General features: G+C 69.3%; 16 protein-coding genes and 3 pseudogenes. 9 read left to right on the forward strand and 10 right to left on the reverse strand.

The features are described 5' to 3' along the window. Positions 1-538: 538 nt before the first annotated feature. Both OG448_RS00005 and OG448_RS00010 read left to right on the forward strand, forming a co-directional pair. Entirely contained in the window at positions 539-3055 is a 2517-nt protein-coding gene (locus tag OG448_RS00005) for a Helicase associated domain protein (protein WP_405550439.1), read from the forward strand. A gap of 165 nt (positions 3056-3220) precedes the next feature. After that, positions 3221-3781 (forward strand): hypothetical protein, encoded by a 561-nt coding sequence (locus OG448_RS00010; RefSeq protein WP_405550440.1) that lies wholly within the window; start codon positions 3221-3223, stop codon positions 3779-3781. Here OG448_RS00010 and OG448_RS00015 read toward each other — a convergent pair. Further along, positions 3761-4582 (reverse strand): hypothetical protein, encoded by an 822-nt coding sequence (locus tag OG448_RS00015; protein ID WP_405550441.1) that lies wholly within the window; start codon positions 4580-4582, stop codon positions 3761-3763. The two genes, OG448_RS00010 and OG448_RS00015, sit on opposite strands and share 21 nt — an antisense overlap. Then, complete coding sequence (locus tag OG448_RS00020) at positions 4579-5118, reverse strand: SigE family RNA polymerase sigma factor (RefSeq protein ID WP_405550442.1); 540 nt, start codon at positions 5116-5118, stop codon at positions 4579-4581. The genes OG448_RS00015 and OG448_RS00020 overlap by 4 nt, the downstream gene beginning before the upstream one ends. A 1228-nt stretch (positions 5119-6346) precedes the next feature. Here OG448_RS00020 and OG448_RS00025 point away from each other — a divergent pair. Then, positions 6347-6754, forward strand: coding sequence for a hypothetical protein (locus OG448_RS00025; protein ID WP_405550444.1), 408 nt, complete (start codon positions 6347-6349; stop codon positions 6752-6754). Between the two features lie 40 nt (positions 6755-6794). Here OG448_RS00025 and OG448_RS00030 read toward each other — a convergent pair. After that, positions 6795-6959 (reverse strand): annotated as a pseudogene (locus OG448_RS00030) (XRE family transcriptional regulator); the annotation flags it as partial. 264 nt (positions 6960-7223) lie between these two features. On the opposite strand from OG448_RS00030, the gene OG448_RS00035 reads away from it, so the two are divergent. Continuing rightward, on the forward strand, positions 7224-7430 hold the full coding sequence (locus OG448_RS00035) for a hypothetical protein (RefSeq protein WP_405550445.1): 207 nt from the start codon (positions 7224-7226) through the stop codon (positions 7428-7430). A gap of 1503 nt (positions 7431-8933) precedes the next feature. Here the strand turns inward: OG448_RS00035 and OG448_RS00040 are convergent. Both OG448_RS00040 and OG448_RS00045 read right to left on the reverse strand, forming a co-directional pair. Next, positions 8934-9350, reverse strand: coding sequence for an ATP-binding protein (locus OG448_RS00040; RefSeq protein ID WP_405550446.1), 417 nt, complete (start codon positions 9348-9350; stop codon positions 8934-8936). Continuing rightward, complete coding sequence (locus OG448_RS00045; RefSeq protein ID WP_405550448.1) at positions 9316-9918, reverse strand: hypothetical protein; 603 nt, start codon at positions 9916-9918, stop codon at positions 9316-9318. Before OG448_RS00045 ends, OG448_RS00040 begins: the two co-directional genes overlap by 35 nt. A 742-nt stretch (positions 9919-10660) precedes the next feature. Here OG448_RS00045 and OG448_RS00050 point away from each other — a divergent pair. Further along, on the forward strand, positions 10661-11392 hold the full coding sequence (locus OG448_RS00050; RefSeq protein WP_405550450.1) for an alpha/beta fold hydrolase: 732 nt from the start codon (positions 10661-10663) through the stop codon (positions 11390-11392). A gap of 572 nt (positions 11393-11964) precedes the next feature. Beyond that, positions 11965-12915, forward strand: a complete 951-nt coding sequence (locus tag OG448_RS00055) for an NADP-dependent oxidoreductase (RefSeq protein WP_405550451.1) — start codon at positions 11965-11967, stop codon at positions 12913-12915. Between the two features lie 81 nt (positions 12916-12996). On the opposite strand, the gene OG448_RS00060 is transcribed toward OG448_RS00055, so the two are convergent. Next, positions 12997-13257, reverse strand: a complete 261-nt coding sequence (locus tag OG448_RS00060) for a hypothetical protein (RefSeq protein WP_405550452.1) — start codon at positions 13255-13257, stop codon at positions 12997-12999. Positions 13258-13642: 385 nt separating this feature from the next. Next, positions 13643-13969 (reverse strand): annotated as a pseudogene (locus OG448_RS00065) (hypothetical protein); the annotation flags it as partial. On the opposite strand from OG448_RS00065, the pseudogene OG448_RS00070 reads away from it, so the two are divergent. After that, positions 13908-14530: pseudogene (locus OG448_RS00070) on the forward strand (helicase); the annotation flags it as partial. The pseudogenes OG448_RS00065 and OG448_RS00070 sit on opposite strands and share 62 nt — an antisense overlap. Positions 14531-14827: 297 nt before the next feature. On the opposite strand, the gene OG448_RS00075 reads toward OG448_RS00070, so the two are convergent. After that, positions 14828-15949, reverse strand: a complete 1122-nt coding sequence (locus OG448_RS00075) for an epoxide hydrolase family protein (RefSeq protein ID WP_405550453.1) — start codon at positions 15947-15949, stop codon at positions 14828-14830. A gap of 52 nt (positions 15950-16001) precedes the next feature. Next, a complete protein-coding gene (locus OG448_RS00080; protein ID WP_405550455.1) occupies positions 16002-17297 on the reverse strand; it encodes an MFS transporter in 1296 nt (431 codons plus the stop codon). A 141-nt stretch (positions 17298-17438) separates the two neighbouring features. Between OG448_RS00080 and OG448_RS00085 the strand changes: the two genes are divergently transcribed. Together OG448_RS00085 and OG448_RS00090 are read left to right on the forward strand one after the other, a co-directional pair. After that, complete coding sequence (locus OG448_RS00085) at positions 17439-18023, forward strand: CGNR zinc finger domain-containing protein (RefSeq protein ID WP_405550456.1); 585 nt, start codon at positions 17439-17441, stop codon at positions 18021-18023. Positions 18024-18737: 714 nt separating this feature from the next. Continuing rightward, positions 18738-19886 carry an ABC transporter substrate-binding protein gene (locus OG448_RS00090; RefSeq protein ID WP_405550457.1) on the forward strand — a complete coding sequence of 383 codons (1149 nt, stop codon included), beginning with the start codon at positions 18738-18740 and terminating at the stop codon, positions 19884-19886. A 457-nt stretch (positions 19887-20343) separates the two neighbouring features. On the opposite strand, the gene OG448_RS00095 is transcribed toward OG448_RS00090, so the two are convergent. Continuing rightward, positions 20344-21627 (reverse strand): MFS transporter, encoded by a 1284-nt coding sequence (locus tag OG448_RS00095; protein ID WP_405550458.1) that lies wholly within the window; start codon positions 21625-21627, stop codon positions 20344-20346. Positions 21628-22591 lie beyond the last annotated feature (964 nt).

The raw sequence follows: 22591 nt of genomic DNA on the forward strand, positions 1-22591 counted from the left end.
AACCAGGCGCGAGCGCCTGGAAAGGCAGGAATTCCGCAAGCGGAATTAAAAGCAGTCATAAAACGCTGACGCGTTTTATGGAATTCCCGCACGGCGGGAATTTGCATTTCCGCTGCGCTCCAATGCGGCGGGCCGCGCGCGGCCCGCTGGGGGTGTCCGCTTCGCTCCCACCCCGAACCGGCTTACGCCGGGCGGCAGGAGGAGCGACGGCCGGTGCATCAACTCCCCCCACGGGTAGGATCACGAACCGATGCCCACCACCCCCCTGAGGCCGGCCCGGCAGGGAGCAGCTCTAGGACCGCGACATCGGACTGACCTGGCCTCACTCTGACTGACCGCCAGGTATACATCCAGGGACCGCTTCTGACTGTCGGTCGAAAGTGCTCGACTGGTCAGGAGCCCAGCATGTGCCAAGACGCAAGGGGAGAGTATCTGCCGAACCGGCATGCTGGTGCATCAAAGCTATCCGCCAGAGTGATGCACCAGGTAGAATCACGAACAGACCACTACCCCCCCTCCCGGAACGGAAACGCACCCCATGGCCCACGAAGCTATTTCTCTCCGGCCTCATCAGATCGAGGCGCTGGAGGCTGTCGTGGCGGGTTTGGATATCCCGCCCGGTAAGCGGATTCCGGCCGAGGGGCTGCGCGGGACCGTGGTCAGTGCGTGTGGCACGGGGAAGACGTTTATCGGTGCTGCGGCGGCGAAGCGGCTGGTTCCGCATGGGCGTGTGCTGGTTTTGGTGCCGACGCTGGAGTTGCTCGCGCAGACGGTTGTGGAGTGGCGTGGGTTCGGGCATGCGGGGCCGATGGTGGCGGTGTGCTCTCTGAATGATGATCCGCGTCTGCATGCGATGGGGGTGCGGTGCACCACGAGTGCTCCGCAGCTCTCGTTGTGGCACGGCTCCGGGCCGGTGACGGTGTTTGCGACGTACGCGTCGCTGGGGGTGGTGACCGAGGCGCACACGGGCGAGTACGGCCTGCCCATGGACCTGTGGGACCTGGTGCTGGTGGATGAGGCGCACCGGACCAGTGGTTCGCTGGGGAAGGCATGGGCGGCGGTGCACGAGCAGGAGCTGCTGCCGGCGATGCGGCGGCTGTACATGACGGCGACGCCGCGGGTCTGGGAGGAGCGGCCGGCGCCGCGGTTGCTGCGGTCGCTGCGGGAGAGCGGCGGGGAGGGGGTGCCGGCCGCGCTGGACCCGCTTCCGGAGGAGATGGCCTGCTCGATGGACGATGAGGCCATCTACGGGCCGGTGCTGTACGAGCTGGACCTGTCCGAGGCCATCGCACGGGGCCTGCTGGCGCGGTACCAGATCGTCGTCGCGGAGGTCCGGGACGACAGCCTCACCCCGGAGCGGCTGTACGGGGAGTCCCGGCATGAGGAGAGCGTGCGCGGTGAGCGGCTGGCGGTGCTCCAGGCGGCGCTGCTGGAGACCATGGCTTCGCATGATCTGACGCGGTGCATCACGTTCCATCACCGCACCATGGAGGCCCGCGCGTTCTCCGAGGGGCTGGGGCGGGTGGTGAAGCGGCTGCACGCCGAGGATCCCGAGAGGTATCCGGCCGAGGTATGGACGTCGTGGCTGTCGGGTGAACACGACCCGGACCTACGGGCGGAGCGGCTGACCCGGTTCGGGAGCCGGGTGGGGCGGGCGGTGATGTCGAACTGCCGTGTGCTGAGTGAGGGTGTGGACGTGCCGTCCGTGGATTCTGTGGCGCTGATCGACCCGAAGGGCTCTGCCGTGGACATCGTGCAGGCGATCGGTCGGGCGTTGCGGCAGAAGCCTGGGCAGGGGAAATTGGCGACGCTTGTTGTGCCGGTCATTCTCGGGCGGGATGAGGGCCCCGAGGATATGCCGTATTCGCTTGCTTATCGGCCGCTGGTGAAGGTCCTTAATGGGTTGCGGGCGCATGATGAGCGGGCCGTGGAAATGCTCGCCATTCCCCAGGAATCAACGGCGCGGACGAAGGCGGGTTCGTCGTACCTGGGCGCAGAGCCGGTAGAAGGTGAGGTGGAGCAGCGGGCGCTGCTGCGGTTCGGCAGCCATCGTGACCCGGCGCTGGTCGCCAGGTTTGTGCGGTACAACCTGCTGGAGCCGGAGCATGCGAACTGGAAGGCCGGCCACCGCGCTGCGGTGGCGTTCCGGAAGCGGACGGGGCATCTGAACGTGCCGTATGAGCACCGGGAGTTGACCCCGAACCAGCATTCGTTCCCGTTGGGTCGGTGGCTGGCGGATCAGCGGCGGGCGCTTCAGGCGGGGACGCTGGCGGCGCAGCGGGCGGCGGACCTGGAGGAGCTGGGGATCGACTGGACCCCGGCCGACACGGGGTGGGAGGAGAACCTGGCCGCCGCACGGGCCTACTACGCCACCGCCGGCACCCTGGCCGCCCCCGTCACCGCAACCGCGCTGGACAAGCCGGTGGGGCAGTGGCTGGCCAACTGCCGCAAGGGCATCGCCCTGGGCAAGGACCCCCAGCGCGCGGAGCGGCGGGCGGCGCAGCTCGCGGAGATCGACCCGGACTGGCGCCCGGCGTGGCCGGTGGACTGGCAGCGCACCTACGCGGCCGTGGGGCAGATGATCGCGATGGGGACGGTGCTGGAGGACATCGTGCCGGGTGTGACCGCTTCCGGGACGGATGTGGGGCGGTGGCTTCAGCGGCAGCGGCAGCATGTGGTGTGGGTAGGGCTGGCCGCAGGGCAGCGTGAGCGGCTGACCGGCCTCGGGGTTACTCCCCCGCTCCCGGTGATCGTAGAAGCCGGGACGGCCCCCATCGTGGGGTCGAAGACGGGCGGGAAGGGGCCCAAGGGCATGTCTGCCGCGTTCCTGCGGGGATGTAAGGCGCTGGAGCAGTACCGGGCACGCACAGGCACCGTGGAAGCCGTCAGCCGGGCCCACACCGAGACCCTGGAGGACGGGACGGAGGTGCGGCTCGGGGTATGGCTGTCGAACACCAAGACCCGGCGCGCGACGCTGAGTCGGGAGCAGGTGGAGCGGCTGGCCGGCCTCGGACTCGAATGGGCACGCATCCAGGCACAGGAGGGTGCGGCGTAGCCGCACCGGAGGATGGTGAGGGCCCGGCCAGACGGCGGGCCTTCGGCAGCCGCTTCGGACGGTCGCTTGAACCGTGGGCTCTGGCCATAGGTAGGTTCACGGCGCGTGGCCGGGTCCGCCGGAACGACCGCGCATCACCCGGCCAACCGTCGGCACCTTCCGGCCATGACCAACGCCCCTCCCTGCAAAGCTGTTGACGTGAACAAGGCCGCACACACGCTCGTGAGCTTCCTCGACGAGCAGCGGAACCGCTTCGGCGGAGTCGAGCCGATCTGCCGTGGTCTGACCGAGCACGCCGGCAAGATCACCCCTTGTACCTACGACGCCCACCACGAGCGCCGGGCCGCACCGTTGGCCAGGGCTGTGCAGGACGCCGGGCTGAACGAACGGATCGGCGAGGTCTTCGAGGCTGAGCGGCGGGCACGCCGGGAGGGCGCCGGCCCTGAGCGGGAGCACGGCCACCCATGTAGTGCACGACATCAGGAGTGCGGCATGGTCCGGCGCGGGGCCCGCGCTCCTGCCGCTCGCGTCCGAGGAGGACGCGTCCGGAGCGGTGCGGTCGGCCAGGAGGAAACCGACAGCGGCCTCGTCCGAGGCGCCTGGACCGAACTTCCTGGCGCTCGGCGACGCCGGCGTACGCCGCGCGGTCGCAGTGGCCACGACCGTCGCCCGGGACACCGCGGTCAGCCGCAGCTCGACAGCCTGCTACTTCGTCACCTGCGCTGACTTGTACGTGGTGGATCCCGGCGCCAGGCAGGCGAACCAGTTCGCGGTGGGGTAGCTGCGGACTGGTCTGATCACGGCATCAGTGCTGTGAAGCGCGGAGTTGTGGGGAACGAGGTCGGCCAGCGTCGTGCTGCCGTCCTTCCAGTGGCAAGCGACCTGCTTCGCCGTCGTGGCGACCGTGCCTATGACCAGGCGGAGTGGCCCGTCATCCTTGGTGAGGGGCTGGGGAAGGACCCTGATGTCGGTTCCTTTCGGCCGGGGCAGCTCACTGGTCGAGTCGAACGTCACCAGCCGACGGCTGGTGACGTCGCCGGAGCTACTGCTGAGGCGTGTGACGAAGTAGCTCGTCTTCCCGACCAGGTCGGAAGGGCTGCCCGAGGTCACCGGTGTGAGTCCCCAGTCCTTCATGGCCTTCGTCTGTACGACGGCCTCGGCCCTGTCGCGGGGTGCCGGCCACACCTGTACCGTGACGCCCCACGCAACCCTCCCGTGGGTGCCAAAGGCTACCTCGGTGATCTCCGGCTCAAAGACGAGACGTCCATCGGCCGAGACAGACTTCGCGGGCGAGACCGAGTCGCCAGGTCCCGGCAGGCCAGGTACCGCCAGCGCTCCCGTCCCTCCCGCCAGCACCACTACCGTGACCGCCGTCACCGCCCGCCGCCGCGCCCGGCGCCGGCGACCTGCCCGCACAACCGTCTCGACCGGAGCCACACCGATCTCGACCCCGTGCGCCGCGTCCGCGAGGAGGAGGGCGATCTCGTCCTTCGTCATGTCGTGCTCACTTCCGTCCGCGCTCTTCATTTCCTTCCCTCCTGCAGGACCGTTCCGGCCAGCGCCGGTATGGCGCGCAGCTTCGCTATCCCCTTGGCGGCGTTGCTCTTGACCGTGCCGACCGAGCACCCCATCGCCTGAGCGGTCTGTGTCTCCGTCAGGTCCCCCCAGTAGCGCAGAACCACCGCTTCCCGCTGTCGTGGTGGCAGTCGGGCGAGCGCCTGGAGCAGCACGCCGCGGTCGTCGGCCTGGGCGATGCGGTCGCCGACGTCAGCCTCCTCCCGCGCCAGTCCTGAGTCGTCGCGCGGTGCCAGGAACTCCTTCAGCCTTCTTCTGTGCCGGCGGGCATGCAGGTTGATCATGACGCGCCGTACATAGGCATCGGGGTCATCCGCCTTGCCGACGCTGCGCCAAGCCGTGTAGACCCGCTCCAGCGTCGACTGAACCAAGTCCTCGGCCGCGTGCCGTTCCCCCGTGAGAAGAAAGGCCGTACGCATCAACACTGGCCAACGACCGGCCATGAACTTGCCGAACTCCTCGTCCCGAGCCCGTTTACCGTCACTCATGGGCACCTCCTGACATCAAACAGAGTCCATGAGCTGCCCCGACCGTTGCCTCGCTCCAGGACTTCGCAGAAGTGTTCTCCGCAGCAGAGGACAGTCACGGCGACCGGGGACGGCAACGACGGCGAACACCAGCTGGCCGTCGGCAGCCCGGCACGCGGCCGTCGTGCTGACGGAACGTCACGCCATCATGTGCCCAGGTCTACATTTCGACCACGCCGCGACGGTCAAGCCCCTCCCGAACCGCCGTCGAAGAGCTATCCGTTCTCAGGTCCTGGCACGACTTCCGTGAAGCGGTCACGATCAGTGATTAGTGGGTGTTTCGAGTGCTTGGAGGATATGTCGCACTTCCTGGCGCCACTGGGCGGCATCAGCGCTGTCCACCCAGCCGGTTGCCATCTCTGATCCGCCCCGGAGAACCCGGTCCAACGCGAGTCCCGCCGACGCGCAACGCCCGGCCGGAAGCTCGGGCAGTGGTTCCCTGGGGCCGTCATCGGGGTCAATCACAATGGGGCTGTCCGGCAGGGTGCTCGCGACGAGAGCCCCACCTTGTCGAAGCAACGGGGCGGCGACACCGTGGGCGCGGGGGCCACTCCGCCGGCCTCGCCCTCGGCGTACCGCAGCGGACCATCCCCGCGAGTGCGGGGGCGGGCGACCCCCAGTCGTCGCTCGTGCCGATGAGGTCGACGGGAGCATCGCCGAGGGCGCGGGGGCAACGCATCGGGTCTCGTGTCCGCAGCTCACGACCTCGGAGCATCCCCTCGGGCGCGGGGCCAACGAGGTGGCCCAGCAGTACTGCTGCACCTAGACGGGAGCATCCCCGCCTGCGCGGGGCCGACCGGGCGGAACGGATCTTCGTACCGGTGGGCAGCGGAGCATCCCCGCGTGCGCGGGGCCGACCGGCCGAGCGTGGTCTGCTCCGTCGCAACGGCCGGAGCATCCCCACGGGCGCGGGGGCGACAATGCGTACGTCACCCGGACCTGGTCGCCGTCCGGACCATACCCGCGTGCGCGAGGCCAACCTGTTCGCCGTGACCGGGAGGCCGTCGTTCCCCCGAGCATCCCCGCGTGCGCGGAGGTTATAGCGCCGACCTCTGCGGAACCGATGGTCTGTCCGGAACGTTGCTTGACCTGCCAATGTCGGCCCTGTCGTCCAGACCATGAGCGAGTCAGTCGTAGGGGCAGGTTCAATGCTGTAGCCGAGTAGCAGAAGGCCGCATACATTCACCCGGTGAGCTACGACATCATGCTCGTGCGGGTGCAGCCGGGCCTGACGCTTCAGGGAACGCTTGACCACCTCAACGCCAACTTCGATCCCGATGCCGACCTGCAGCCGCTCCGACTTACTCAGGCGCAACGGAGCGCGTGGGACCGGATTCTGAGCCGAGTCTCGCGGGACACTGGCCCCGTCGAGTCTGCGGAGTACCCGTACAGCCTCACCCTTGAGACCGTTGGTCGGCCAGGACGTGTGGGGGCGCAGCGGATGAACGGGCTGATGCGCGGCCACGCCAAGGCAGAACTGCCGGGCGTGGCCTACGCGGGCGGCCTGGTGACCACGACTCCCCTGAGAAGTGGCGCAAGGACGAAATCGCCTTTGCTGTCGTGGACATCGAGCTCGGGGCGGGCCGGCCGGCTCTGACCACATGATGCTGTCGACGGGGCTCGCGGATGGTCGGGATCTACAGGTCGAACTCGAGGTGCTCGATGTCGGTGAACCGGACTTCCTCCAGCTGGCCGGCGCGACGGCCGCCGTCCTGGAAGTACACCTCTCTGAGTCCTTCGGCGGCGATCTCCTGGAGGCGCTGCTCGGTGGCGCCAGCCTGCTGGGCCTCGAAGAGGCGCGCCGTGCCCGGCTGGGACCCGGCCGATGCCACCGAGTTCGACCGGCTCATGGGAAAGCTGCGGGGGCTGACCGCATTCGTCCAGGCACACCAGCACTGGGACGTTCCCGCCCCCGCCGGAGACCCGGCTACCCTCGAGCGCCAGGATGTCGGCACGGCCGCCTGACCGGCCGGTACAGGGCCGTTGCTGTCCAACCAGGCCCGAGGACCGGGAAGGGGTACAGGGCGGCCAACACGGACGCCGCCCCCGCTCGAGAGGGGCCACACATGGCTCACCCCGTCCGCGTCTTCAGGGTGATCAACTTCAGCGCGCTCACGGACACCGTCGTCCGCTTCCGCGCGGCCGCGCCCGACGGTGCCGTCGTCACCGTCCGCGTCAACGGCCGCGACGAGCGCGTGGAGCTGCTCGGCTACCCGCTCGTCGACGAGCACGGCACCGCGCACGCCGCCGCGTTCCTGGACACCTACCTGTAGCCGGAGCGCCCCCGCCGGCCCTGCCAGCCCTTGGCAGGGCCGCGCCGGGGTATCACCCACGCTCAGCCCCCGGCGGCGCTCCCGGATGGCGCCGAGCCGCTTTCGCAGGCCACCCGCAACCCCGGCTGTGGCCACAGGTACGGGAGGATCCGGACCCGCCTATCGCCGAGCAGGTCCCCCTCGACCTGATAGCGGACCGTGCCGTCGGCCCAGTTCTGCCGTGCTAGAACCGGCGCGTGCCGCCACTTCCCGCCCGACATCACCCGGAGCGCCGGGCGGTCGGTCCGGGGCCAGGTCCACACCTCCGGCCGTGGCCCGTCCTCCGAGCGCCACGGCCTGGCCGGCTGCGCGTCCGGGATCGTGCTCATGCCTTCGACGGTAGGCATCCCTCCTGGAAGGCACCGCCGTGAACACTCACCGCCCCCAGTCCGACGCCTACTTCTCCCGCCCGACCGCCTCCTGGCGCTCGCCCTGGTCCTGTTCGCCCTGCTGCTCCCGGTCGGTGCCCTGGTTGCCGCCAATGACAGCGACTCCCCCCGCTGCCCCGGCTACGCCGTCGGCACCGTCGACCCCATCACGTGCATGCCGTACAGCCACAGCCGGGGAACCGGGACTACCAACCATCCCGGGAGTAGCGCCCGCCAGCCCGGCCCGCAGCCGCCCCCAAAAGCGCCTAGACGCGGCGCTGCGGCCTCAATCCGGTTGAGAGCCTCGGACTCCCGCCGGTTCGCAGCGAGCGCCTGGTCGACGTGCTTAAGGGTGGTGTGGAGGGTGGCCTGTTCGGCGAGGGCGACCACACGGGCGACCGCCACGTCAGGAGTCCTGGTCATGGTCCACCAACGACCGACCGGTGCCCGGAGCATCGGGTCCGTCAACTCCTGGACCATCATTGCGGCGCGATGACTGCCCTCGGCGGCTGATCAAGGCGGCACCGATGGTTCCGGCGGCTGCGATGAAGGACGGAACGATGGTAAGGATGATTGTCTGCACGGTTTCCCCCTCGGGTGTTGTGGTGCGGTGCGCTGTCCGCAAGAGGCAGGTTGGCCACCCGCATGCCGTGCCGCAACCCGCTTCCTCCGGCAAATAACCGCAGGTCAGAGCGGTCTTTTCGGGTGGAGACGCTCCGGGTTTCCGCATAGGATCCGGCATCGTTTTTACGTAGGAATCCGACGTGTCAGCACAGGGCTTCCCCGGTCAGACGTCTGACCGGCGCGGACACGGCGAGCGGAGGCTGGTAGTCGTCGCGCAGGCCTACGAGGTTTCGCCCCGTTGCCCGGGATGGAGCAGGATGCGAAAAACGAGCGCATTCCGAGCATGGGCCAGCCCTCGAAATTGGTCTGGCGGATGACGCGATTCAGGTCGGTTGGCGCGATCCGTGCGCTGTGGTCGCCCGGTGCTCGGGGCGCCGGGCACGACGATGCAGGGGACGTAAGGCGCGGCGGCGAACCGGCCCCACCGATGCGGTGCAGGCGATCGTCGCCCGCCACAGCGGGTGGAAGCCGGTCACCACAGTCGCCACTTCCGCTCCGAGGCCAGGCGCGGCAGCCGGGACAGCGCCCGCTCACTGCCCGCCCCGCACAGCACCAGCGTGATCCGGGTGCCGGGGTGGTCCCACAGGCTCTGCAGGCACTCCAGGCACGGCACGGGCAGGCGCTGCACCTCATCGACCACCAGCACCCGCGCCTCACCCAAGGCCCCCGTGACCGCGGCGTCGGCCAGCGCCGACGTGTGTGGGAAGCGGCCCGCCAGCCCCAGAGCGTCGAACACCGCACGCCTCATGCCGGCCACCGACGGGCGCACCGGTACCGGCACCCACGTCACCTTCCAGCCCGGGGGCACTTCGCCAAGCGCCATCCGCACGACCGCGGTCTTGCCCTGGCCCGGGTCACCGAACACACACACCGCGCCCTGGGTAGCCATCGCCTGGCCCACCGCCTTCCACCGCCCGCACCGACGACGTCCGCACCAGCTGCGCGCCCGCTGGCAACGCCACACCCGCCAGCGCACCGTGCTCCCCCACCGGCAAGCCGCTGGTCGTCTCTGGGACGAGACGCAGTGGCGCAGACGTCTTCACCGCGCCGCCCCCCTGCGGCCCGGCCAGGGCGAGGTCAGCCAACGCTTGCCGCGTTTGCTGCTCATCCCGCTCCCGCCGCACCACCGCGCGGTCCGGCAGGACCCTGCCGGCCTGAAGGTCCCGGCGCAACACCCGGTGCAACGACGCCAGCGAGGGCACCTCGCCACCGGCCGCCTTCAAATGCCGGTACAGCGGCGCCACATTCCCGCCCGCCTGCGCCAGCACCTCCCACGCCTGGTCGGACAACTCCAGCCGGGCCCGCGGCCTGCCCTCCATGCGGCCCTCGGTCCGCGCAGCCTCCAGCCAGTGCCACACCGTGCGCGCATTCACCCCGCCGACCTGAGCACCCGCACGCACATGCGCCGCCGTCAACACCCCGGCCGCATCCAGCTCCAGCAGCCGCACAACCAGCACCGGCCTGGACACCCTCAACCCCGCCGTCACCTCACCCCACGCGCCCAGGTCCCCCACCCCACACCCTTCCGCCCGCACAAAACCGACACCGACCACCGTGCCGCCACGCAGCCCTCGGAAAGATCAGAAGTGCCGTTCCAAGACAGTGACGCGAAAACACCCTGGCCTGACGTGCCGTCACTGACACCCACCCACCGACACCAAACCAACACATCGCAGACGTGGGAGCGTACGGCGGCGGAGCATCCCCGCCTGCGCGGGGGCGATGCCTTGGATACGGCGTCGGTGATCGACACACCTTCGGAGCATCCCCGCGGGCGCGGGGCCGACTCGACCTTGATGGCGGCGGCCGGGCCCATCAGCGGAGCATCCGCGCGAGCGCGGGGGCAACGACGGCGCGTTCGTCCTCCACTGGCTGGACGACGGAGCATCCCCGCATGCGCGGGGCCGACTCGGTGTTGCCGGTGCCCGGAACGACGCCGCCCGGAGCATCCCCGCGGGCGCGGGGCCGACTGCCCGGCCGGGCCCCTTGGCTCCCTCGCCGGAGGAGCATCCCCGCGGGCGCGGGGCCGACGCCGCCCGGCTTCCGGCCCGGCGCAGCCACTACCGACGACGGTCTACCCATGAACTCGTCTGACTGAGCGACCCAGTTGGCCGCTTGAGCACCTTCCGACATCTCCCTTGATCGTGAGTGAGAGCGCGCCGGTAGAGTCGGCTGGACGGCAGTACCTGGGGGAACCTGATGGCGGCAGCGGACACAGTGCCCATCGTCTTCGTTCACGGGACGCGCTTCAGCGTGGGACAGTGGAGTGTGCAGCTTGCTGCACTCCGGGACGAATTTCCTGTAGCCGCCGTCGACCTGCCCGGCCATGGGGAGCGCTCGGCTCAACCCTGGAGCCTGAGCAGCGCGACCGAGATCATCGCTTCCGCAGTGGAGTCACTCGACCGTGGGCCAGCGCTGGTCGTCGGGCACTCGCTCGGCGGATACACCTCGCTGGAGTTCGCGCGACGTCGTCCAGAAAGACTGCGCGGACTGATCCTCGCGGGAGCCAGCGCATCTACCCGCGGCCTCTGGGCAGCGCCATACCGTTGGGTCGCCAGGCTGGTCCCTCGCATTTCGGCGGATCGGCTAGCCCAGTGGAACGACTGGCGGCTGCGGCGGCTCTATCCACCGGAAGTTGTGGAGGCGACCATCCAATCCGGCTACGCCTTCCATACTCTGCCCGCAGCCTGGGACGAGGTACTGGGACGCTTCGACGCGGACGCGATCCGTTTTGTGGAAGCTCCGGTACTGATCCTCAACGGCGAAAGGGACACCGTCTTCCGGGCCGGCGAGGCGGTCTTCGCCCGTGCACATCCCCACGCTCGGGTCGAGCTGATCCCGAGAGCAAGACATCTCGCGAACTTCGACGCCCCGGAGGCCTTCACTGATGCCGTCCGCCGCTTCGCCCGACAGCTTGCTGCCGCCGGCTGATCGCCGCTGGCACCGAGACCGCCGGGCTCCCCTGGACACTCACCGGCCAATTACTGTGCTTGACCACAGCACGCTGCGGGGATCACGAAACCGCACTGGAGTACTAAAGTTGCCCTTCCGTCTGCGGCGCTCCCGGTGATGGTCAGCATGTGTCATCTCCCAGGCGTACAGCAGGCCGTGGTGAGGTACGTCAGCACGGCTCTAGCACCATGCGCGATGAGCAGGGTGGATCCCGGGACCGTTGGCCATGGGTAGATCCACGAGCCGGGGCCGGGGGCCAGGGGCCAGGGGCCACTAGGTCAGCCAACACCCACCCACCGAACAGGTAAAACAACGCTGACCAGCACAAACACCGACCGATCCGTTACGCGGTGGTGAAACCCACAACGAGCCCGGCCTCACTCAGCACACAACGGCACAACCCCAGCTCACAGCCCGAACTACCCACTGCAACCGTGCACCCGGCCTCTCCCAACGAACCCACAACATCACAGGCCAACAAACACACGGCACACCAACAAACCCCCCTCCCAGCGTTACCGGACGGGCGGACCACGGCAGGCTGGGTGACCATGAACGATGTGAACACGATGCGGGCCATCAGCCAGGACGTCCTCGGCGGACCCGAGGTCCTGAAGGAAGTGACGGTGGAGCGGCCCACGCCGCGTCCGAATGAGGTGCTGGTCCGGGTGCGGGCCGCCGGGGTCAACCCGACCGACTGGAAGCACCGGGCGACCGGCGGATTCCTCGGCGAACCCCCGTTCGTGCTCGGCTGGGACGTCTCCGGCGAGGTCGCCGCGACCGGCATCGGCGTGGCCGCGTTCCGGCCCGGCGACGAGGTATTCGGCATGCTCCCCTACCCCTTCGGCCACGGCTCGCACGCCGAGTACGTCATCGCCCCGGTCCGCGCCCTGACGCACAGGCCGGCCTCGATCGACCATGTCCAGGCGGGCGCGCTGCCGCTGGTGTCGCTGACGGCGTGGCAGGCGCTGACCGAGCACGCCGGCCTGCGGGCTGGGCAGCGGGTCCTGATCCACGCTGCGGCCGGCGGGGTCGGGCACGTGGCGGTGCAGATCGCCAAGGCGCTCGGCGCGTACGTGATCGGCACGGCGAGCGCGGGCAAGCACGACTTCCTGCGGGAGATCGGCGTGGACGAGCCCGTCGACTACCGGTCCACGGACTTCACGCAGGCGGTGCGGGACGTCGACGTCGTCCTCGACACCCTGGGCGGCGAGACGTCCGTGCGCTCGTTGGAGGTGCTGCGGCCCGGCGGGATCGTGGTGTCGATCGTGCCGATCGGCGGCCAGGACTTCGTCGACGAGGCCGAGCGGCTGGGGGTACGGGCGGTGCGGATGCTGGTGGACGCCGACCGGTCCGGGATGCAGGAGATCGCCCGCATGGCGGAGGCGGGGCAGCTGAAGGCGACGATCGCAGGGACCTTCCCGCTGGCCGAGGCCGCCAGGGCACACGAGCTGGGCGAAACCGGCCGGACGACGGGGAAGCTGGTGCTGCTGGTGGACTAGTGTCAAGGCCGTGAAGTTTGCGGCTGGGGCGTGTTGTCAAGGACCTGCGGGCGCGAGGATTTCGATGCCGGTGGTGGCCTTCTAGCTGGTCTGGTCGATGCGGAGGCCTCGGGCCTGGTACTTGGAGATGGCGCGTTTGACGATGCGGGGGCTGACACGCAGCCGCCGTGCGGGCAGCAAGCCGGCGAGGACGTGTCGGCCGATGGTGTCGGCCAGGTCGATGACGGTGCCGGCGATGACGTCCGCAGCCAGGATGATCTGGTCGCGGGCGGCCTGCCAGGCGATGGTGAAGCCGGCCTGGTCCGGATCGGTGCCGGGCCGGGTGCTGGTGGCGTCTGCCATGGCGGTCCGCAGGAGTTGGTATATGACGAGCAGCGCGTAGATCTCCTGCCCGACGCCTTCGGGGGTGCGGGCCCGCAGGACGCGGCCACCGAGGATGGTCGGCTTCAGTCCAGGTAGGCGGTTTCGATCTCCCAGCGCTGCTGATACAGGACGGCGAGTTCGGCTGCCGGGTGGCGGTGGTGGTCGAGCAGGGTGGTGGCCAGCCGGTTGAGGCCGGTGTGCTTCCCGGCGGTGGTGGTGATGGTGATCTCGCAGTCGACGACCCGAACCGTACCGGGCCGAGCGTGGAGAGGTAGGAGCCGTCCCGGTAGCGGGCCAGGACCGGCATCCGGCGGCCGTTCTTGAGCCGGACCAGGACCTCGCTTCCGGTGGCCGCGATGCCGGCTATCAGTTTCTGGGCGGCGAAGTTGCGGTCTGCCAGCAGGATCAACCCCCGCCGGAGGCTGGGCAGCAGGCGCGGGACGTAGGTGGTCTCGCCCGAGGTGGTGGGGCCGAAGACGGCGTCGACGAGGGTGCGAGTGCCGCGGACGACCAGGGCGAGCAGGCGGATCTGCGGGCAGCCGGTCCCGCCGTGGTTGCCCGCCTGCTTGGTGAACCAGTGCGGACGGCGGGAGTGTCGGGCACCGTCAAGCTCGCGGTGGGCGTGGCGGAAGGTTCGCGGGCCGCCAGAGGCCGCTCTGGCGGGCGGGGAGCGGCTGTACGGCCAGCAGATGGCAGGCTTCGACCTCGCGACCGTGGATGAGGCCTAGGGAACTTCCGGTGATCTTGGTCGGCCGTGGGCTGCCATCCACGACAATGCCCGTATCCCGGCGGACTTCCGGCTCTACCTGGCCGCGACCCCGCGCATCCTGGCCGCTGCCCGTCCGCAGAAGGGGCGGACGGCCAGGAGGTGGAGCTCGCGACCATGGCCGACGACCCGGAGGGAACCTACGGCGCGTGGCTCGCAGAGCTTGGCCTGAGCGAGGCGATCGAGCGCGAAATCCTCGCCGGATTTGAGATCGACGTGCTGGAGATCCGCGACCCCTCACCCGTTCTCGGGGAGTCGGAGGAGGCGCGGCGGGGCCGGCGCCTGGCGCTCCTGTAGACCGCGCTCCTGGAGCACGCCGCCGCGTGGAATCTGCGCACCGTCATGACGTTCCACCAGAAGGTCGAGGAAGCGGCGGCGTTCGCGGAGAAGCTGCCCGAGACGGCAGCCGAGCTGTACATGAACGACGCCTCGGACGACGACCTGGCCGCTGCGGACAAGCTGCCCGCGTCCTCCATCGACGCGGAGTCCAACGGCACGGCGCGGACTGTGGTGTCCTCCGGAAGGAACGCCGTCAGCGGGGGAATGGCCGCGCTCCCTTGCTCATCGGTCGTCACGTCGAAGTGCTGAATGGGCGGCCCCGCCTCTGCGTCCGGGACCTCGAAGCGGCTGACGCCTCCAAGAGGAACCTCGAAGCGAATTCGTGCGCCGGCGAGCCAGACAACGTTCGCCCATTGCGCCGCCCCACAACGTGATTTGCCGGTAACCACGGGGACGGACAGCACCATCCCCTGGGCGCGGGTTTCCCAGGGGTGGCACGGACAGTCAGCGGAACAGGCGGAAGAACCCTCGCACTTGCTTGACCAGCGACTCCGGCTGCTCCAGCGCGGCGAAGTGGCCACCATGCGGCAGCTCCTCGAACCAGCGCAGGTCGGTGAACCGCTGCTCGGCTTCCCGCCTCGACGGGCGGGTTATGTCGCGCGGGTAGACCGAGAGCCCGGATGGCGCGGTCACCTTGTCTCGGAAGTCGGCGAAGCTCTCCCAGTACAGGCGCGCCGACGATGTGGCCGACGCGGTGAACCAGTAGACCGAGATCTCGTCGAGAATCGTCTGCCGCGACAACGCGTCCTCGGGATGGCCGTCGTTGTCCGTCCACGCCCAGAACTTCTCGGCGATCCAGGCGGCCTGCCCCGCCGGGGAGTCGGTGAGGCCGTAGCCGAGCGTCTGCGGCCGGGTCGCCTGGATCGCCGAGTACCCCCGGCCGGTGCGCTGCATCTCCTTCTCGGCCTCGAGATTCGCCAGCTCGGCGGGCGTCGGGTCGTCGAAGGTGCCTGCCGCCACGGATCCCAGGTTCAGGTGCACGCCGGCGACCCGCTCGGGCGCCACCTCGCCCAGCACCCCGGACACCGCCGAACCCCAGTCACCGCCCTGCGCGCCGTACCGTTCGTAACCCAGCGAGACCATCAACGTGTCCCAGGCGCGCGCGGTGCGAGTGGTGCCCCACCCGGTCGTCGACGGCTTGTCACTCCAGCCGTACCCGGGCAACGACGGCGCGACCACGTGGAACGCGTCCGCCGGGTCACCGCCGTGCGCGCGCGGGTCGGTGAGCGGGCCGATGACCTCCAGGAACTCGAGCACCGAACCCGGCCACCCGTGCGTGAGCACGAGCGGGAACGCGTCCGGCTCCGGCGAGCGGACGTGCAGGAAGTGGATGCCCAGCCCGTCGATCGTGTCGCGGTACTGCGGGAACACGTTCAGCCGGTCGGCGAACCCGAAGTCGTAGTCCTCGGCCCAGCTGCGGCAAAGCTCCTGCGCATACGCCAGCGGCAAACCCTGTGACCAGTCGTCCACCGGCTCGCGCTCGGGCCACCGTGTCCGTCGCAATCGTTCACGCAGGTCCGCGATCTCGGCTTCGGTGATGCTGACCTCGAATGGCTCGGCGGACATGGCAAGGCTCCTTACTGGTCAGGGCGATATCGGACCAGATGCAGGTGGACCGTCATCGCGGGCTCCCACGCGTGGCGTCGGGTTGGGGGCGGCGGTCGGCGGTAGGGCGCCGGATCAGGCTGAGGGCGAGTCCGGCCAGGGGAAGTGCCGCGAGCAGACCCGCGACAGCGGCCGGACCGATCCCGCCACCCAGGGCGTTCATGAAGTTGAGCAGGCTCTGTGCGGTGTCGCGGTCGTCCGCGGCGACCAGGTCCGGCGCGAGGTTCACCAGTACGGCTTGGGCGCCGGCGAACCCGCACACGGTCAACGCCGTACCGACGACAATGGGGATCGGCCCGGTGAAGATCGCGACCACGAGCACGCCGACGACGGTGACCGCCGCAAGCCCGGCCGACACCTGCCAGCCGGTGAACCGGTCGGTCAAGGTGCCGACCAGCCGTCCGGCCAGCACCGAGCAGGCGGCGGCCGGGACCAGGAGCACGCCGGCTTCCAGGAGGCCACCGCCCGTGGCCTGCTCGATCAGGGACGGGGCGCGGAACAGCACCCCGTAGTAGCCGGCGAAGACGGTCCCGCCGATGAGGCCGGCCGCCAGGAAGCCGCGGGATGCGATCACCCGCCGAGGCACGAACCCGTCGGGCGTGCTTCGCACGCGCCACCACAGTCCCACGGCGGCGAGCGCCCCCGCGGCAGCCACGACGAGCGTGACCGGAGCGGGCAGGCCGACCGAGTGTGCCTGCAGCAAGGTGATCAAGGAGCCGGCGAGTACCGACAGCACGGCCGCGCCGACGATATCGAGTCGCCCGGGCGAGCCGTTTCGCTCGCCGCTACCGCTCCGCGTCAGCGCGGGCCTACTCGGCAATGCGGCCAGCAGGAGGGGCAGCGCGAGGACCGGGATCGCGAGCACGGCACGCCACCCGAGCCATGCGGTCACCGCCCCGCCCAACAGTGTCCCGCACCCCGACGCCGTCGCGGTGGCGACCGCGATGATTCCCAGGGCGCGGATCCGTTGCCGCCCGGGAAGGGCGGTGGCCGCGGCAAAGACGGCGATCACGGTCGCGCCCGCCCCGGCGCCGCCGATCAGTCGGCCGACGATCACGACGGACAGTGTCGGCCCGGCTCCGGCGAGCGCGGAGCCCGCGGCGAGCGCCACGACCCCGGCGACGAGGACCTGGAAGGGGCTCCAGCGGACCAGCAGCCGACCCGCGACCGGCATCGCGAGCGCGGAGGTCAGCGACCACGCGGCGAGAATCCACGCGGTGGCCCCGAACGGCACCGCGAGTACGCGGCCGATGGCCGGCAGGGCCACCGACGGTGCTCCCAGTGCCACGTACATCGGCAACACCAGCATCCCCAAAGTCAGCCCCAGCCGACGCCCGTCCGGGGCGTCGGTTCGCTCCGGTGCCGGGGCCCTTCCAGACTGCCGGGTACGTTGTGACATGCTAAATCTCCTTTGGGTGTAACGTTAGGGAGCAGTGAGGAGATACGTCAAATGCAGAATGCGTATTACAGCCCATTGGCGGTCCAGACGGCCGTCGACCTGGCCAACACCTTGAGGCCGATCAAGGGAGAGGACGCGCTCGAGACCCTGGAGCAGCTCCGGGACTTCCTTGACGACCATCCCGCGGCTGAGCCTGCGAGTTCGGCCGCGAACCAAGGGACCGGTCCGCGGCATCTCACCCGCGCCGACCTGGCGGAAGTCCGCGCGTTGCGCGAGACCGTGCGTGAGGTGCTCGAACGGGCAAACGCGGACGCGGTCGAAGCTGCGGCTCTGATCAACGACGGTCTGCGTCGCAGCCGCGCCACCCCGGTACTGCGCCACGAGGACGACCGCTGGTGGACCGAGGTGACCTCCGACACCGACCGCTGCTCGGCGCACCTTGCCGCGACTACGCTCAGCGCACTGGCCTCCGTGATCGCCACGCTCGGTCCCGCTCGTCTCGGCGTATGTGCCGGGCCGACCTGCCGGGCCACTTTCGTGGACCTCTCGCGCAACGGCTCGAAGCAGTACTGCACCCGAACCTGCGCACACCGGGCCAGCGTCGCGGCCTACCGGAGTCGGCGCAGCCCGCGTTGAGCGCCGGCACCTGACCCTGCCAGGCCGGCTCCGAGGTTTCGTCCGACCTCGCCTTCGACGAACTCCTTCGGGCCTCCGAGGGTGTTCCCCGCGATGCAAACCGCATCGGCGCGCAAGCCGCAATGCAGGCCCGAGACGGCAAGATCTCCGTTCCGATCGTCCAGGAGCAGCGCGAGCCTGGTGTCAGTCCGACAAGGCGCGTGCTCTCCGGGCGTATCCCGACCCGGACCGACTCCTGAAATGACTCACCGACAACTCGCGCTCTTCGACGCCCAGGTCCCCTCCGACCGCATCACCGTCGAACACGCCCTCGCCCGACCACAAACGCTGGAAACAACTGATGCGCTGGACCCATCGCCGCGACCGCCTGCCCGACACCTACCGCGCCATCGCCGGCCTCGTCTCCGACCGCACCAACAACACCTGAGAACAGGCCACGACCAGGCCGAACACGCCTTACCCGCTATCACGCACCAACTCGTAAGCTGACACTCCCGTTCGACCAGACCAGACCAGCCCCATGACGGATAACCCGATGGCGTCTACGCAGACAGGGGTTGCCGACGTCATGGCTGGGCTCGTGGTGGGCTTCCTGGACGGCCCCGTCCCCGTCCTGACGACCCGGGATACAGTCATGCGATGGCATTAGAACGGGCGTGTGTGGAGTGGTGGCTCGGTAGGGGGCCGGGTCCACAGGAGTTCAGCGAGCTGTTCGTGGACCCCTTCAACGCCGGTCAGAATCGTGTGCGGCTGGACCTGCGGGTGTTGACGACGGCTGCGCGGGAGCGGACGGTCGAAGCGCTCGAGGCGGGGAACGGACCGGACATTGTGATGGTGCCTCGTGCCGGTGACTTCCTGTCGCTGGTGGGACGGGGGCATCTCCTCGACCTCACCCCCTATGCAGACCGCTACGGTTGGGGCTCCCGTCTGCTCGCACCTGCGGTACGGCTCGCCACGGTGACCGGTCGGTTGTTCGGTGTTCCACGTAGCAGCGAGACGATGATGCTGCTGTTCAATTCACCGGCCCTCAGGGATGTCGGGTGCCGTCCTCCGTCCTCCTTGCCGGAACTGGAAGTAGTCGCGGCTCGTGCGCTGCGGCAAGGGCTCGTTCCGTTCGGGGCCGGATGCGCGGACATGCCGGAGTCGTCCGAGTTGCTGTGGACGCTGGTGGTCAACCACTACGCCGGCCCGGCCGCCGTACGCAGCGCCCTGCATGGCGAGATTCCCTGGACGTCCGACGTGTTCGTCGAGGCGATCGAAATTCTGTGCACCTGGTTCGAGCGAGGCTGGTTCGGGAGCAGCTACTTCGAGAGCACCATCGAGCAGGGTCTGGCCCGCGTAGTGGATGGGACGGCGGTGATGGCGCCCGCGATGACGGGCTTCCTGCCCGATGATTGTTCGCGGTTGGATGTGGTGCCGTTCCCGTCGCTGCGGGACGCGGTTCCCGCGCCGATGTTCGTGTTCGGCACCGCCAGCCTGGTCGGGATCAACGCGGCTTCATCGGTGGCCGACGATGCCGCGCGAGTGCTCGACGCGCTGTTCGATCGAGAGGTACGTCGCCGGTTCACGGCGCGGGTTCCGGGCGATTGGAACATTCCTCTGGCGGACGTGGATGGCGTGGCTCTGAGTACGGTCGCCCCGGGTGTCTTCGCGAAGGCCGCCGTCGGTCTCACGGAGTCGGTCGCGGACGGTCGGTACGGGTACGCAACGTGGTCCTTCCTGCCGCCGAAGGCCGAAGCGCTGGTTGCGGCGCACGTCCGTCCGCTCGTGGAGCGCCGGGTCACGGTCCACGACCATCTCGCCGAGCTGCAGTCGGTGTTCGCAGAAGAGCACGCCGCTGGTAGGACGCCAGGACTGGACTAACTGATCGTTTCAGAATGAGTTGAGTCGCAGGTCTTGCGCTCGCCGATCTCGGGCGACAGGGTCTCCGGGTGCGTGCTGATCTTTGTTAGGAGTTCTAACGAGTTGGTGCGTGATAGCGGGTAAGGCGCGTTTGGCCTGGTCATGGCCTGTTCTCAGGTGTTGTTGGTGCGGTCGGAGACCCAGAGAAGGTGGCGCCGGTTCTTCGCGAGCAGCGGGTCCATTGGACGATGTCACACTGGCACCGGAGCTCGCCCACCTGCACCGGCGGTAGGGGTGTAGGAGCCGGTGCCAGCGCCGCCCGTTCGTGGGAGTCTTTGGACGGCCCGCGCGTACCGGGCCTCGCCGTCCAACCGCCGCTTGGCCTCCTTCCGGGCATCCCGCTGTGACTCGTGCAGCTGCGTCTGTAGGTCCTCCGGCAGCACCGCGCCGCCCGGGCCCAGCCCGATAGATGGCCGGGTCAGGTGGCCTCCTGGCGGGCCGGCGATGTCCTGGCTCGAAGAATCGGGTCGTTGCGCAGGCGTAGGAAGGTGACGAGCAGAGCGAGCGCCTGCACCACGGCGCATGCCCCGATGAGCCCGTCCAGGTACGGCGGCGGAGTGAGGGCGAGCAACACGCCCGCGACGGGGAAGGGCAGCAGCAGGAACAGGACGGTCAGGGACAGGGTCGTGCCGAAGGCCCCAGGTGGGATGACCTGCGCACGGAGGGTGCGCAGGACGACGGTAAGTCCTCCGTCGGCAGCCATGAAGAGGGCCACGAGGGTCACGTAGCCGGGGTAGGAGAGGGCCTGCGGCACGGCAAGGCAGGCGGCAGCCGCGACGGATGCGCTGATGACGCCGATCCACCACAGGCCGAGCCGGTCAAGGCCCGCCCGGCAGCAGGCGACCGCGGCCAAGGTGAGAGCAGCGGCGATGGACCAGAGCGCGCCGGCGGCGGCCGGGGAGTGGCCGAAGCGGTCCTCCACGATGATGGGGCTGGCCGATTGCAGCAGTCCGAGCATGAGGTTGGAGCAGGCCAGTCCGGCCACCAGCCGTCGCAGGGACGGCAGCGAGCGCAGGGTCTGCCATCCTTTCCGCAGGCCGCCGCCCGGCGCCGGTCCACCGTGGCGTGTGGCACGCAGAGGGGTGGGCGGTGTCTGCAGCGCGAGTGCGGCGGACAGGAAAGACAGCACGCTCAGGCACGCCAGCATGAGAGTCGGGCCGGTGAGCAGCAGAAGGCCACCCAGAGCCGGGCCGATGACGGTGGCTGTCTGGTCGATGCCGATGAGCACCGACTGCACCTTGTGGGCCTGTCTGTCGGTGCGGCGGCTGACGATGGCGCCGACCGCCTCATTGGCGATGAAGCTGAACTGTGTCAGCGCCCCTGTCACGGCGGCCAGTGCCATGACGGTGACGGTCTCGACCGTACCCGGCGGCAGTGCGATCAGCGCGGCAGCGGCGCCCGCCACCAACAGGGCGCGGGCGAACGAGGCGAGGAAGGACACGATGGCCGCGCCACTGCGGTCCACCAGGGCGCCCGCGAAGCCGAACGCGGCCACCCGAGGTATCCACTCCAGTGCGAAGGCCAGGCCCGTCAGAGACGCGGAGCCGGTGGTGGCCAGCACGACGAGAGGCATGGCGTAGGTCGACATGGAGTAGGCGAGGCCATCGCAGATGCGTGGTGCGTAGATCTGCCGGAACAGGCTGCCTGTGGGGATGGCAGCGTGCCGGCCGGCCGACTGGGCCTCGTGCGAGGAGACGGTCAAGACGTGGGGGGCTTTCACTGGGCGGGCGTGGAGGGACGGCTGGGGCGTTGTCCGCGGCTCACGCTGAGGAGAACGTCACAGTCCCCCAAACCATGGGCACGGCATAACGGTGCGCTGCGAGGTCTACACGGGCGGGCCCGCCACCGGGGGGCGTAAACGAGCCCGCACCTGTCTTGGCATCGCGCGCGTAACTCCCTTGGAGTGCAAGCAGCGTGATCCGCCGGGAGTCACTCTGTTCAGCGCCTTCCAGGACCTGCACGTTACGGGTGGCGGCACACCTTCACAAGATCACCACTGAACCAGGATCTCCTACTTCACATGTGGTCGCATGCGGGGCGCCCAAGCCAGCCAAGGGGCGGCCAAGTCTTACTGATCGTTTCAGAATGAGGTCCGACGGCGGCGGAGCCATATGAGGCTGCAGGCCAGTTCGAGCAACCCCTGGTGAAGATCGGCGCGGCGTTCGAGCATGCAGTTCCCATGCTCCGCAGCGTGGTCCAGCAGGAACCGCTGGCCCTGCTCAGGATCGCTTCCCGCAGCGGGAAGCGAGACAGGAAGACCTGCGGACCGGTGACCGCATCCAGCGCAACGCAGGCGAGCTTGCCCGTGTCATAGAAGGCTTTCACCCCATCCGGGGGGTCCTCCTACGCATACGGGCCGCCAACCCCTTCCTGCGGTTCAGGGACCAAAAGTGCCTTGGCGACCTCGGCCGGAGACATCCCGAACTGAAGCGGACCCACACCGGCTGCTGATCGCAGCTCCCAGACTCCCGCTCCGCGTCCCCGCCCATCCACCCACTCCTACGTCCGACCTGTCCGGATCTGCTTCTGCTGATCAGGCCACATACACCAGGCCATGGGCCAAGCTGCCAGCTCAGCCGCATAAGTGCCAATGGGAGTGCTGCTCTCAGCCGGGCCATTCAGAAACGATCAGTTAGATCAGCGTGCGACCCGACAGGAGTGTCACC

The sequence above is a fragment of the Streptomyces sp. NBC_01171 genome, from assembly GCF_045039805.1.
In the GTDB taxonomy this organism is placed as follows: domain Bacteria; phylum Actinomycetota; class Actinomycetes; order Streptomycetales; family Streptomycetaceae; genus Streptomyces.

What these genes read in the sequence shown, in the direction of transcription:
- OG448_RS00005 (WP_405550439.1), top strand. Translation starts at nt 539, where the DNA reads ATGGCCCACGAAGCTATTTCTCTCCGGCCTCATCAGATCGAGGCGCTG.
- OG448_RS00010 (WP_405550440.1), top strand. Translation starts at nt 3,221, where the DNA reads ATGACCAACGCCCCTCCCTGCAAAGCTGTTGACGTGAACAAGGCCGCA.
- OG448_RS00015 (WP_405550441.1), bottom strand. Translation starts at nt 4,582, where the DNA reads ATGAAGAGCGCGGACGGAAGTGAGCACGACATGACGAAGGACGAGATC.
- OG448_RS00020 (WP_405550442.1), bottom strand. Translation starts at nt 5,118, where the DNA reads ATGAGTGACGGTAAACGGGCTCGGGACGAGGAGTTCGGCAAGTTCATG.
- OG448_RS00035 (WP_405550445.1), top strand. Translation starts at nt 7,224, where the DNA reads ATGGCTCACCCCGTCCGCGTCTTCAGGGTGATCAACTTCAGCGCGCTC.
- OG448_RS00040 (WP_405550446.1), bottom strand. Translation starts at nt 9,350, where the DNA reads ATGGCTACCCAGGGCGCGGTGTGTGTGTTCGGTGACCCGGGCCAGGGC.
- OG448_RS00050 (WP_405550450.1), top strand. Translation starts at nt 10,661, where the DNA reads ATGGCGGCAGCGGACACAGTGCCCATCGTCTTCGTTCACGGGACGCGC.
- OG448_RS00055 (WP_405550451.1), top strand. Translation starts at nt 11,965, where the DNA reads ATGAACGATGTGAACACGATGCGGGCCATCAGCCAGGACGTCCTCGGC.
- OG448_RS00060 (WP_405550452.1), bottom strand. Translation starts at nt 13,257, where the DNA reads ATGGCAGACGCCACCAGCACCCGGCCCGGCACCGATCCGGACCAGGCC.
- OG448_RS00075 (WP_405550453.1), bottom strand. Translation starts at nt 15,949, where the DNA reads ATGTCCGCCGAGCCATTCGAGGTCAGCATCACCGAAGCCGAGATCGCG.
- OG448_RS00080 (WP_405550455.1), bottom strand. Translation starts at nt 17,297, where the DNA reads ATGCTGGTGTTGCCGATGTACGTGGCACTGGGAGCACCGTCGGTGGCC.
- OG448_RS00085 (WP_405550456.1), top strand. Translation starts at nt 17,439, where the DNA reads ATGCAGAATGCGTATTACAGCCCATTGGCGGTCCAGACGGCCGTCGAC.